The sequence below is a fragment of the Dyella silvae genome, from assembly GCF_026421305.1.
GTDB lineage: Bacteria > Pseudomonadota > Gammaproteobacteria > Xanthomonadales > Rhodanobacteraceae > Dyella > Dyella silvae.
On record NZ_JAPJBQ010000003.1, the window covers coordinates 488,411 to 500,710 of the forward strand.

Below are 12,300 nucleotides of genomic sequence, written 5' to 3' on the forward strand. Positions count from 1 at the left end.
GGACTGGAGAGCCACTGTGGCAGAGTTTTCGCTACCCAAGAATTCCAAAGTCCAGCCGGGCAAGCACTTTCCGGCGAAGGACGCAAAGAAACCGCGTACGTTCCGCATTTACCGCTGGTCGCCGGATGACGGTCAGAACCCGCGCATTGATACGTACGAGGTCGACATGGCTTCGTGCGGCCCGATGGTTCTGGACGCGTTGCTGAAGATCAAGAACGAGATCGACTCGACGCTGACGCTGCGCCGTTCGTGCCGCGAAGGCATCTGCGGTTCGTGCGCGATGAACATCGACGGCACCAATACGCTGGCCTGTACCAAGGCCATCGAAGACTGCGCCTCGGGCGACGTGAAGATCTACCCGCTGCCGCACATGCCGGTGGTGAAGGATCTGGTGCCGGACCTGACGCACTTCTATGCGCAGTTCGCTTCGATCAAGCCCTGGCTGCGCACGCAGAGCCCGGCGCCTGCCGACAAGGAGCGCCTGCAGTCGCCGGAAGACCGCAAGAAGCTCGACGGCCTTTACGAGTGCATCCTGTGCGCCTGCTGTTCGACCAGTTGCCCGAGCTACTGGTGGAACGGTGATCGTTACCTCGGTCCGGCGATCCTGCTGCAGGCCTACCGCTGGATTGTCGACAGCCGCGACGAGGACACCGGTGCCCGCCTGGACGATCTTGAAGATCCGTTCAAGCTGTATCGCTGCCACACGATCATGAACTGCGCGCGCACCTGCCCGAAGGGTCTGAACCCGGCCAAGGCGATTGCGGAGATCAAGAAGCTGATCGTCGAGCGTCGCGCGTAAGCTGTTGCTCTTTCCCTCTCCCCTGCGGGGAGAGGGTAGGGTGAGGGGTGGGTGCTCGCGACAGGGCCTCCATCTGCCGCGCTTGAGGCAAGATTGACCCCTCACCTCAATCCTCACCCCGGAGGGGAGAGGAGGCACACTTAGGAGGCACTTCGCGCAATGGACGAAGCCCGCATCAAACGCCTCCGCTGGCGCACCCGCCGCGGCACCCGGGAACTGGACGCCTTATTTGGCGGTTGGCTCGACGAGCGCTTTGCCGATGCCGACGAATCGCAGCGCCAGGCCTTCGATGAATTGCTGGATGTGCAGGACCCGGACCTGTGGGACTGGGTGATGGGGCACGCCAAAGCGACCCGCCCGGACTGGCAGGCCATCATCGATGACATCCGCACCCGCCATCGGCTTTGAATACCGTCCTTCACGTTGGTTAGGCCGCCTGCTTTGCGCAGTGTCGGTACTGGCTGTGCTGTCCGTCTGGCTGAGCGGCGTGCCGTGGGCAGTAAAGCTGTTGCTGGTCACCGTGCTTGTAGCCGCGGCATGGCGCACGATCGCGCGTTTGGCCGATTCCCGGGTAACCGCTGCAGGCTGGGGCCGTGACGGCGGCTGGAGCTTGCGCATAGAGGGCAGCGAGGACGTAGCGGCCACGCTGCAGGCTTTTCGAGTGGTCGGTGGAACCGTGGTTTGGCTCAGACTCAGCGTGCCAGGCCATGGCGGTGCGTCGCTGTTGTTGGCCCCTGATAACAGCGATGCCGATATCCGTCGCCGTCTGCGCATGCGCCTGGCGTTGCCTGCATCGGCAGGCTCACTCGCTACGGGCACTCTTTCCGAAAGACGTGGTCCTACGGTTTAGCCGCGTATCAGGCGATAATCGGCATCCTTCGGGCGGCCAGCCCTTTTTGACCCCATCAAGCGACCGCCCATGTTCCGACCGCTAGAGCTTTTCATCGGCCTGCGTTACACGCGCGCCAAGCGTCGCAATCAATTCATTTCTTTCATTTCCACCGTTTCCATTGTGTGCATCGCCATCAGCGTGACGGCGCTGATCACCGTGATGTCGGTGATGAACGGATTCGATGACGAGCTGCGTTCGCGCATCCTGGGCGCCATCTCGCATGCCACCGTGTCGGGCATGCCGGGGCAGGCGGTGCAGGAGTGGCCGCGCGCCGTGAAGATCGCCGAGACCAACAAGCACGTGAAGGGCGCCGCGCCCTACGTGGAAAGTGAAGCGTTCCTGCAGGCACGTCGGTCCACTGGCGGCTTGTTGCGCGGCATCGAGCCGGCAGAGGAGCCGCGTGTGTCAGACATCGGCCAGCACATGGTCGATGGCAAGCTTGACGCACTGACGCCGGGCAGCTGGAACATTGTGTTGGGACGCGAACTGGCGTTGCAGCTGGGCGTGGCGGTGGGCGACAAGGTCATTGTCGCGGTGCCGTCGTTCCAGTCCTCGCCGATTACCGGCAGTGTGCCCGCCTTGCGCACGTTCACCGTGTCGGGCGTATTCGAAATGGGCATGCAGGAGTTCGACTCGGGCCTGGCGCTGGTCAACATGACGGACGCCGAGCGACTCAACCGGCTCGGCGGCCCGACAGGTATTCGCCTGCGCCTGGACGATATGTTCAATGCGCGCGAAGTGGCGCATGAGCTGGCTGATCAGCTTGGTCAGGTATATCGCGTGGATACCTGGATGGACAGCCACGCCAATTTCTTCTCCGCCATCTCCATGGAGAAGAAGGTGATGTTCATCATTCTCTCGCTGATCATCCTGGTCGCGGTGATCAACCTCATCTCGATGCTGATGATGCTGGTGACCGACAAGCAGGCCGACATCGCCATCCTGCGTACGCTTGGCTCCACGCCGCGAAGCATCATGGGCATGTTCATGGTGCAAGGCGTGCTGGTCGGTTTTGTCGGCATCGGCTTCGGCGTGGGCCTTGGCGCGTTGCTGTCGTGGAAACTGCCGGTCATCGTGAAGTGGATCGAGCACGTCACCGGCGTCACCTTCCTTTCGCCGGACGTCTATTACATCAGCGAGCTGCCGAGCAAGCTCCTGGCGAGCGACGTGGGTTGGGTGGCCTTGATCACCTTCTTGTTCTCGCTGCTGGCCACCCTCTATCCCGCATGGCGTGCGTCGCGCACCCAGCCCGCGCAGGCGCTTCGCTATGAATAAGCCCATGAGCCATAACAACGACATCGTGCTGCGCGCGAGCCATATCGCCAAGACCTACGAGGAAGGCGATCTGAAGACCGACGTGCTCTCCGACGCCAGCTTTACGCTGAAGCGTGGCGAGACGCTCGCGATCGTAGGCGCGTCGGGTTCGGGCAAGAGCACGCTGCTGCACATCATCGGCGGCCTCGACACGCTCACGCGCGGTGAGGTGGAAGTGGAAGGCAAGAACCTTTCGCGCCTTTCCGATGCGGACCGTGGTCGTGTGCGCAACCGGTCGATGGGTTTCATCTACCAGTTCCATCATCTGCTGCCCGAATTCACCGCGCTGGAGAACGTGTGCATGCCGCTGCTGATTCGCGGCGTGGCCATCGCCGAAGCGGAGAAGCAGGCCGCGGATTTGCTGGGTCGCGTGGGCCTCGAAAAGCGCATCGGCCACAAGCCGTCGGAGCTCTCTGGCGGCGAGCGCCAGCGTTGTGCAGTGGCACGCGCTCTGGTGACGCGTCCTGCCGTGGTACTGGGTGACGAGCCTACGGGCAATCTGGACGAAGGCAACGCCGCGCACGTCTATGACCTGATGCTGGAACTCAATCGCGAGATCGGCACCAGCTTCATTCTGGTCACTCACGACAGCCGTCTGGCCGCGCGCATGGATCGCACGCTGGAGCTGCATAACGGCGTGTTGATCGAGAAGGTTCACGCTTGATCGCAAGGGCTGCCGCAAGGCAGCCTTTTTGATCCAACCCCTACACACATTTCGGCTTCGCCGCAGGTATCTGCACACTAACCTGTCTTCTTCCACACGGAAGAGGACAGATCGTGCGCAAGGATGGGGCGCTGGTGCCCGGCGTCATGCTGTTGCTCGGCGTGCTCGCGGTGCAATGGTTGGTTGTGCTGCCGCCGCGCTGGTTGTGCATAGCGTTGGCGATGGCGGCGCTCGGCCTGATTTGGCGCAGCGGATACTGGCGCACGTTGGCGTGGTGCCTGCTGGGTTTCGCCTGGGCCTGCTGGCGCGGCAGCGTAGGCATGGACGCGCGGTTGCCGCGTGATCTGGAGGGACAGGATGTGCGCGTCGTGGGGCAGGTCGTGAGCCTGCCCTTGTCTCGCGACGATGCCACCGGGTTCCTGCTTGCCGTTGATCAGGCAACGTTGAACGACGCGCCGCTGGCGTTGCATGGAAGGGTGCGCGTGAGCTGGTACAACGGCGCGCCCGAGGTGACGCCGTGCAGCCGATGGCAACTGACCTTACGTCTGAGGCGCCCGCGCGGACTCGTCAATCCCGGCGGTAGCGATAGCGAACGTAGTGCGCTTGAGCGCGACATCGTTGCGGTGGGGTACGTGCGCGATGGCGTGTCGAACACGCTGCTTTCCCATCCACGCTTTTGTATCGACCGTGTGCGCGACGCGATCAGCCGTGGCATTGCATCGCGCGTTGCCGATGCGCATGACGTGGCGCTGCTGCAGGCCTTTTCGGTAGGAGACATCAGAGGGCTGAGCCAGCACGATTGGGAAGTGGCGCGTGCCAATGGCATTCCTCATCTCATCGCGATTTCCGGATTCCATGTGGGTGTGGCGGCGCTGTTTGGTGCCTGGCTTGGGCGCTTGCTGTATGTCCTGTGGCCGGGGTTGGGTCTGCGCTTGCCGCGACCGCAGACGCTGGCGGCGATGGCCATGTTGGCGTCGGGTGTCTACAGCGCATTAGCAGGCTTTGGCCTGCCGACCGTGCGTACGCTGCTGATGATCACGGTGGTGGCGTGTGCGCGATGTTCCCGTCGCCAACCGACAGGTCCGCAGTCGCTGGCGCTGGCTTTGGTGGCGGTGTTGCTGGTCGATCCGTTGAGTGCGCTGACGGCCGGCTTCTGGCTGTCGTTTATTGGCGTGGCGTTTCTCATGCTTTGCATGACCGAGCGTGGCAAGGGCTTGCGTGGGTTCCTGCATGAGTTGTCGATGGGCCAGATGGTCATGACGCTCTCGCTGATGCCGTTGACGATGTGGTTCTTCGGAGAGGCCTCGCTGGTGGGAGCCTTGTCCAATCTCATCGCCGTACCGTTTGTCAGCTTCGTGATCGTGCCCGTCGCGCTGGTAGGCATGATCATGCTGGCGCTATGCCCGCCGCTGGCGGCACCGGTGTTCCGGCTGGCGGGATGGTTCTCCCATGCGCAGTGGTGGCTGCTGGAGCACATGGCTACCTGGCCGGGTGCGCATTGGTATCTGCCGGAGATCTCCTGGTGGGCGCTGCTGCTGGCCACGCTGGGCGCCCTGTGGCTATTCATGCCTCGCGGCATGCCTTTGCGATGGCTGGCTGGGTTGCTGTTCTTGCCGCTGTTGTGGCCCCAGCGTGACATACCCGTACACGGCGGCTTTCAACTGTGGATGCTGGATGTGGGGCAGGGCCTGTCGGTGTTGGTGCGCACGCAGCATCACGCGATGCTCTATGACGCGGGAGCGCGATATCCCTCTGAGTTCGATCTGGGCGAGGCCGCGGTGCTTCCCTCTATTCATGCCTTGGGCATCCATCGCCTCGACTTGCTGGTCGCCAGCCACGCCGACAACGATCACGCGGGTGGCATTCCAGTAGTGGCGGCGGCTTTTCCTGAGGCCGAACGTTATTCCGGGGAGCCGGATCGACTGCCGATCGCCATGGCGCCCTGCAAGGCGGGGCAGAAGTGGTCATGGGATGGCGTATCGGTGCGCGTGTTGCCGCCGTCCAGCGAGGCTTTGGGGCCGGGCAATGACCGGTCCTGTGTGCTTCTGATCGAAGGGCAGGGCGGCAGGGTCCTGTTGACAGGTGACATCACCTCGCGGGTCGAGCCAGCCGTCGCTGAGGCGGTGCCGCAAGGGCCGCCGATGGTGCTGTCAGTCCCGCATCACGGTAGCCGGACCTCGTCCAGCGCGTCCTTCATCGACGTCACGCAACCTGTGTTGGCGCTGGTGTCGTCCGGCTGGCGCAACCGCTTTCGCCACCCGAATCCGCGAGTGATGCAGCGTTATGAGGAGGCCGGGGTGCCCTGGCTCAATACCGCCACGGCGGGGGCCATCCAGGTTGATTTTCCGCCGGACCGCCCCCTTATGTGGCGGCCAGGTGGCGAGAGCGTCAGTCCCGCTATTGGCGCGAATGAGACGCCGGGCGGCGGAATGCTGACGAACATGAACGGGCGGGGCTGCGTCCCACGCTTTTCGCAACTGCCACAGGTGCCGCGGAACGGTCCGGCGAGACTGTTATGATGCGCCCTTCCTAAACGATCGAAGTGGCGCGGAGTCGTTGTGCTGGAAATCCTGATGGCTGGTGGCTGGGCGATGCTGCCCATCCTGATCTGTTCGGCGGTCGCGTTGGCGATCGTGCTGGAGCGTTGCTGGACCCTGCGCCGCCGCTCTGTGCTCCCGCCCGGCCTGGGCGAGGAAGTGCGCAACTGGGCCCGCTCGGGCCAGCTGGATCCCAATCATCTTGCGACGCTTGCAAGCGGCTCCCCGCTGGGCGAGTTGCTCGCATCGGCGCTGGCTGTTCGGAATCGTCCGCGCGAGCTGATCAAGGAGCGCATCGAGGACACCGGCCGCCATGTGGTGCACCGCATGGAGCGTTACCTCAATACGCTTGGCACCATTGCGCTCATTGGCCCGCTGCTCGGCCTGCTGGGCACGGTCATCGGCCTGATCCGCATGTTCATGGAAGTGATGCGCGGCGGCGTAGGCGATCCGATGAAGATGGCTGGCGGCATCGGCGAGGCGCTGATCTGCACCGCTACCGGTCTGATCGTGGCCATTCCGGCTTACGTGCTGCACCGCTACTTCCGTTCCAAGGTGGCGGGTTATTGCGTGGAGATGGAAAAGCAGGCGACCGAGCTGCTCGACGAACTGACCGTCAACCAGTCCGCACCGACTGTGCGCCCCCGCGCGCCGCGCGCCACCGAGTCGAGCGCGAGCTGACGCATGCGTATCGGTAACGACCGTCGGCAGGACGATTTCGAGATCAACGTGATCTCGCTGATCGACGTGCTGCTGACCCTGCTGATGTTTTTCGTGCTTACCACCACCTTCATCCAGCACTCCCGGATGCAGGTGACGCTGCCTAAGGCGAGCGCCGAAGAGCGCGACATGCAGGCACCCGCGATCACCGTGGTAGTGGATCGCGATGGCCATTTCTACGTCGGCAGCGATGAAGTGATGGGCGAGGGCATCGAGCCGCTCAAGCAGGCTATCGCCAACGCCGCCGGCGACGACCGCGAGCGTCAGGTCACCATTCGCGCGGATGCCATGACGCCGCATCAGAATGTGGTGACGGCCATGGATGCGCTGGGCCAACTCGGCTTTACCAAGCTTTCCATTGCCACCACGCCCAGTCAGGAAGACAAGGGTCGATGAGCGACGGCAAGAAGAAAGTCGCGCTGTGGGACGCAAACAGCCGGCAGGTCTATAAGCGGTTGCTCGGCTACTCGGCGCGCTACTGGCCGGTGATCGTGATCGCCATGATTGGCTTTGCCGTGGACGGCGGTGCGCTGGCGTACTTCACCAGCAAGTTGCAGCCGATCATGGACAAGCTGCTGGAGCAGAAGGACCCTTACCTCATCCGCTGGATGCCGCTATGGATCATCGCCATTTTTGCGGTGCGCGGCGTGGCTATCCTGATCAGCAACTACGGCATGGGCTATGTGTCGCGCAACGTGGTGCAGTCCATGCAGCGTGACGTGTTTGCAGCCTACCTGCGGCTGCCCGCGTCCTTCTTTGGCAGCGAGCACTCCGGCCACCAGATATCGCGCATCACCTATACCAGCGAGCAGGTGGCAGGGGCGTCTACGGATGCGCTGAAGGCGAGCGTGACCGAGACCGTCACCATCATCGGCATGTTCGTGGTGATGCTGTACAAGAGTCTTTATCTCACCACGGCGCTGTTGATTCTGGTGCCCGCCATCGTGCTCATCGCCTCGGCGGTCAGCCGCCGCTATCGCGTGGTCAGCCGGCGCATCCAGGGCATGATGGGCTCGGTCACAGGCACCGTGGAAGAGACGGTCAAAGCCCACCGCGAAGTGCGTATCTATGGCGGGCAGAAGCAGGCCAACGAGCACTTCAAGCAGGTGACTGACCGCGCGCGCTATCTCAACCTCAAGATCGTCGCCACCCAAGCCATCTCGGGGTCGTCTACCCAGACCGTGGGCTCGCTCGCACTCGCGGGCATGGTGTTTCTGGCTTCGCGTCCGTCCCAGATCGATCACATCTCTCCCGGTGTGTTCATCGCTGTGCTTACGGCCATGGGCGGCATGCTGTCGTCGCTGAAGCGGCTCACCAACGTGCAGTCCACCGTGCAGAACGGTATTGCGGCGGCGGAGAGCCTGTTTGAGATCCTCGACATGCCGTCAGAAGTAGATCGTGGCACCAAGGTGCTGGAGCGCACCAAGGGCGACCTGCGTTTTGAAAAGGTCGGCTTGGTCTATCCGCAGGACAATTTCGAGGCACTGCGCGATGTAGACCTGCATTGCGCTCCTGGCACCGTTACTGCCCTGGTGGGACGCTCGGGCAGCGGCAAGAGCAGCCTGGTCAGCCTGCTGCCGCGCTTCAACGAGCCGACCACCGGGCGCATCCTGCTCGATGGCGAAAACTACGAAAGCTACACGCTGGCCTCGCTGCGTCGGCAGATCGCATGGGTCGGCCAGAATGTGGTGTTGTTCGATGGCACCGTGGCCGAGAACATCGCCTATGGTGAGCTGGCTGGGGCCAGTGAAAAGGACATCATTGCAGCCGCCGAAGCGGCCCACGCCATGGAGTTCATCGTTGGACTGCCTGACGGCATCCATAGCCAGATCGGCGAAGGCGGTAATCGGCTTTCCGGCGGTCAGCGCCAGCGCCTGGCGATTGCGCGAGCGATCCTGAAGAACGCCCCCATCCTGGTATTGGATGAAGCCACCAGTGCGCTGGATACGGAATCGGAGCGACTGATCCAGCAGGCATTGCAGGAGCTCATGAAGGATCGCACGACCCTGGTGATCGCCCATCGCCTGTCCACCATCGAGCACGCCGACCAGATCGCGGTGATGGATCAGGGGCGCATCGTGGAGCGGGGCACGCACACCGAATTGCTGGCGCTGGACGGGCAGTACGCCACCCTGCATCGCATGCAGTTCCAACATCAGAGCACCGACTGAGGGGCACGCGATGGCTTTGGCCGACCGCCTTGAATCGGCCTGGTACGGTACCGGTCATGCCCCTTGGTGGACCGGGCCGCTGGCGGCGCTGAACGGCGCGTTGACCCGTCTGCGACGCGGGCTGTATCGGCTCGGCGTACTGCGCAGCACGCGCCTTGCCGTGCCGGTGGTGGTCATCGGTAACCTTACTGTCGGTGGTACCGGCAAAACGCCCGTGACCATCGCCGTCGCCGAAGCGCTGCGCCGTCGCGGGTACACGCCCGGTGTCGTGAGTCGTGGCTATGGCGGCACCCAGAAAACGCCGGTACTCCTTGGGGCAGCACCCGACCCCGCCGTCGTGGGTGATGAGCCATGCCTGATCCGGGCCAGTGGCGTGGCGGTGGCTGTCGGCCGCGATCGTCCTGCCGCGGCGAAGCTGCTGATCGAGGCTGGCTGCGATGTAGTGATCGCCGACGACGGTTTGCAGCACTACGCCCTCGCTCGGGATGTGGAAATTTGTGTGATCGACGGGGTACGTCGTTTCGGCAATGGCCGGCTGCTACCAGCGGGACCGCTGCGCGAACCGCTGTCGCGACTGCAGCGGGTGGACTTTCGCATCTGCAATGGCGGCGTGCTTGCTCCCGGCGATGTGGCCATGCAATTGCAGGGCAGTTCCGTACGGGCGCTGGTCGACGATCACGTCAAGCCGCTTACCGATTTTTCCGGGCAAGCCGTGCATGCGGTGGCGGCCATTGGCCATCCATTCCGCTTCTTTGCCAGTCTGCGCTCACAAGGATTGCAGGTTATCGAGCACGCGTTTCCCGATCACCACGCCTTCGTCGCAGGGGATCTGGCCTTTGCCGACGGCCTGCCTGTGCTGATGACGGAAAAAGATGCCGTGAAATGCGTGCGTTTTGCCCAGCCGCAATGGTGGGCAGTGCCCGTCAGGGCTGCGCTGCCGCCAGCCTTCTTCGATGACCTTGAAGCCCACGTGCAAAGAGCAGGGGCATCAAAAGAACCCTAGACGCAAAAAAGCCGGCCCTCACGAGCCGGCTTTACTTTTGATGCTACGACGTTTGCTTACTGGATGCGGGCGATATTGCCGTTCGGCTCCACCTGCACCATGTCGCCCACGCGAATCGCGCTGGCATCTGGCACGGTCACGTTGGAATAGCCGCCGTTACCCATCTTGATGCGCAGGGTGAAGCTCTGCTGGCCCGCACCGCTGTTGGCGCCGATACGGTTGCCCGCATAACCGCCGCCGACGGCGCCAGCGATGGTGGCGAGGGTGTTGCCCTTACCCTTGCCAACCTGATTACCCAGCACGCCACCGGCGATACCGCCGATGATGGTGCCGGCCATGCTGTGGTCGTTACCCTGGGTGACGTTCTGGTCGATCGATTCCACCGTGCCGCACTGGTCGCAGCGCACGAAAATGCCGTCGTTGCGGATCAACACGTTACTGTTGCCACGCGCCGATTGCGCCTGGGCGGAAAACGAACTGACGGCGAGCAGGGCGGCCAGGGGAAGCAGGAACATACGCGAATGAAGCATTGACTCTCTCTCTCCTTGGGGTCGGTTGCGGCATCAGTCTAATTGGGAAGGCTGAACCACAGGACAAAGCAATTAACTATGATGTGCACTTTGGGGTCCCGGTGTCGTGACAGCCTCGTCATGTCTTGCCGGCCCCGTCTTTCGGAGTTCCCATGAGCCTGGTCCAAGTCCCTGTTTCTTACGGTGAGCTGATCGACAAGATCACCATTCTCGAAATCAAGTCGAAGCAGATCGCCGACCCGGCCAAGCTGGCCAATGTGCGCACCGAACTGGATCTGCTCAACACCACCTGGGCGGCCCATCCGGCCTCGAAGACGGACATCTCCGGCGAGCGCGCCCGCCTCCTGGCGGTGAACGAGGCGCTGTGGGATATCGAGGACCGTATTCGCCTCAAGGAAAAGGCACAGGCGTTCGATGCCGAATTTATCGAGTTGGCCCGCGCGGTGTATTTCCAGAACGATGACCGTGCTGCCGTGAAGCGCGAGATCAACGTAAAGCTCGGCTCACAGCTGGTCGAGGAAAAGTCGTACCAGGATTACCGCGCAAAATAAGCGCGGATGACCGCTTTGCATGAGCGCACAAGTGCGCTCCTGCCGTTTTGGGTCAGGCCAAGCCGAGATGGACGGCGCACGCGTCGAATCGTTCGATCACCTCGTCCACCCCGATCAGATCCATGACACCGGGCTTTTCGATTTTGCTGCCCCAGGGAATCTCGCTGGCCGGCTTACCCAGATATTTGCGCGATGCCTCGTCGTATTTGTCCACGCACCAGCGGCGATCGGAATAGGGGCCGGAACGGTTGGGGTTGCTGGCGGCGTGCAGCCCCAGCACTTTGCAGCCGACGGTGTTGCCCATGTGCATCGGCCCTGAGTCCGGGGTAAGCAGCATGGGCGCGCGCACCAGCATCGCCATCATTTGCTTGAGCGTGTCCTTGCCCGTCAGGTCGAGCGGGGTGTGGCGGCAATGGCTCAGCACGGCGTCGGCCATTTGGCGCTCCAATGGCGACGGGCCACCCACCAGGACGACACGCCAGCCCTTCGCGCTGGCGTGATCCATGACGGCCGCATAACGCTCAGGGCGCCAGTTGCGCAACGTGTGACTGGAGGTTGGGCTGACCAGCAGCGTGGGTGTCTCGCCCGGCAGCTTCTCGGCCGCCCAGGCATGGGCTTCCTCAGGAATCGGGATATCCCAACGCACTTGCGTCTGCTTGAGGCCCAGTGGCTCGCAGAAGCTGCCCAGGGCATCGAGCACGTGCTCGCCAGTGCGCGCGGGAATGCGCTGGTTGATCACCAGCCCGTGACCGTCCTTGGCGCGCGCGGGGTCATAGCCAATGCGCCGGGTTGCCTTGATGAACAGGCTGAGCAGGTTGGAGCGCAGCGCCACCTGCATCTGCAGCAGTGCCTCGAAGCGATGACCTTGCAGTGCCTGGCCGACGGCACGCATGCCGTCAAAGCCGGCGCCCTTGTCGAACGTCACGAAGTTCACCCCGGGCAGATCGCCAACGAGCTTTCGCTCCAGCTTGCCAACGATCCAGGTCAGTTCCGTTTGCGGCCAGGCAGCCTGGAGGGTGCGCACCAGCGGTACCACATGGGTAACGTCGCCGATGGCGGAGGTGCGCAGCAGGCAGATCGAGTCTGGTGTAGGCATGGGGTGTTCTGATCTATGCAACG

13 protein-coding genes are annotated in these 12,300 nt (G+C 63.1%); 11 read left to right on the top strand and 2 right to left on the bottom strand.

Annotation, left to right across the window (positions count from 1 at the left end; genetic code table 11):
* The first annotated feature begins 16 nt into the window (after positions 1-16).
* The 10 genes from OQE56_RS10685 (at position 17) to lpxK (ending at position 10,100) form a co-directional block, all read left to right on the top strand.
* Entirely contained in the window at positions 17-799 is a 783-nt protein-coding gene (locus tag OQE56_RS10685; RefSeq protein WP_114823391.1) for a succinate dehydrogenase iron-sulfur subunit, read from the top strand.
* Between the two features lie 159 nt (positions 800-958).
* Complete coding sequence (locus OQE56_RS10690; RefSeq protein ID WP_267224185.1) at positions 959-1,207, top strand: FAD assembly factor SdhE; 249 nt, start codon at positions 959-961, stop codon at positions 1,205-1,207.
* Positions 1,179-1,649 carry a protein YgfX gene (locus OQE56_RS10695; protein ID WP_267224187.1) on the top strand — a complete coding sequence of 157 codons (471 nt, stop codon included), beginning with the start codon at positions 1,179-1,181 and terminating at the stop codon, positions 1,647-1,649. The genes OQE56_RS10690 and OQE56_RS10695 overlap by 29 nt, the downstream gene beginning before the upstream one ends.
* A gap of 69 nt (positions 1,650-1,718) precedes the next feature.
* Entirely contained in the window at positions 1,719-2,966 is a 1,248-nt protein-coding gene (locus OQE56_RS10700) for a lipoprotein-releasing ABC transporter permease subunit (RefSeq protein WP_267224188.1), read from the top strand.
* A gap of 4 nt (positions 2,967-2,970) precedes the next feature.
* Positions 2,971-3,669: a lipoprotein-releasing ABC transporter ATP-binding protein LolD gene (lolD, locus tag OQE56_RS10705; RefSeq protein ID WP_267224190.1), complete on the top strand. Its 699-nt coding sequence runs from the start codon at positions 2,971-2,973 to the stop codon at positions 3,667-3,669.
* Positions 3,670-3,782: 113 nt separating this feature from the next.
* Positions 3,783-6,188 (top strand): DNA internalization-related competence protein ComEC/Rec2, encoded by a 2,406-nt coding sequence (locus OQE56_RS10710; protein ID WP_267224192.1) that lies wholly within the window; start codon positions 3,783-3,785, stop codon positions 6,186-6,188.
* Between the two features lie 54 nt (positions 6,189-6,242).
* A complete protein-coding gene (locus OQE56_RS10715; RefSeq protein ID WP_267224362.1) occupies positions 6,243-6,887 on the top strand; it encodes a MotA/TolQ/ExbB proton channel family protein in 645 nt (214 codons plus the stop codon).
* Between the two features lie 3 nt (positions 6,888-6,890).
* Positions 6,891-7,322 (top strand): ExbD/TolR family protein, encoded by a 432-nt coding sequence (locus OQE56_RS10720; protein WP_267224194.1) that lies wholly within the window; start codon positions 6,891-6,893, stop codon positions 7,320-7,322.
* Positions 7,319-9,097, top strand: a complete 1,779-nt coding sequence (gene msbA / locus OQE56_RS10725; protein WP_267224195.1) for a lipid A export permease/ATP-binding protein MsbA — start codon at positions 7,319-7,321, stop codon at positions 9,095-9,097. Before OQE56_RS10720 ends, msbA begins: the two co-directional genes overlap by 4 nt.
* Before the next feature lie 10 nt (positions 9,098-9,107).
* Entirely contained in the window at positions 9,108-10,100 is a 993-nt protein-coding gene (gene lpxK, locus OQE56_RS10730; protein ID WP_267224197.1) for a tetraacyldisaccharide 4'-kinase, read from the top strand.
* Between the two features lie 56 nt (positions 10,101-10,156).
* On the opposite strand, the gene OQE56_RS10735 is transcribed toward lpxK, so the two are convergent.
* Entirely contained in the window at positions 10,157-10,630 is a 474-nt protein-coding gene (locus tag OQE56_RS10735; protein WP_267224198.1) for a glycine zipper 2TM domain-containing protein, read from the bottom strand.
* A gap of 152 nt (positions 10,631-10,782) precedes the next feature.
* Here OQE56_RS10735 and OQE56_RS10740 point away from each other — a divergent pair, with 152 nt between their 5' ends.
* Positions 10,783-11,181, top strand: coding sequence for a DUF6165 family protein (locus OQE56_RS10740; RefSeq protein WP_267224200.1), 399 nt, complete (start codon positions 10,783-10,785; stop codon positions 11,179-11,181).
* 52 nt (positions 11,182-11,233) lie between these two features.
* Here OQE56_RS10740 and OQE56_RS10745 read toward each other — a convergent pair whose 3' ends face one another.
* Positions 11,234-12,277, bottom strand: a complete 1,044-nt coding sequence (locus OQE56_RS10745; protein ID WP_267224202.1) for a glycosyltransferase family 9 protein — start codon at positions 12,275-12,277, stop codon at positions 11,234-11,236.
* Positions 12,278-12,300: the final 23 nt, after the last annotated feature.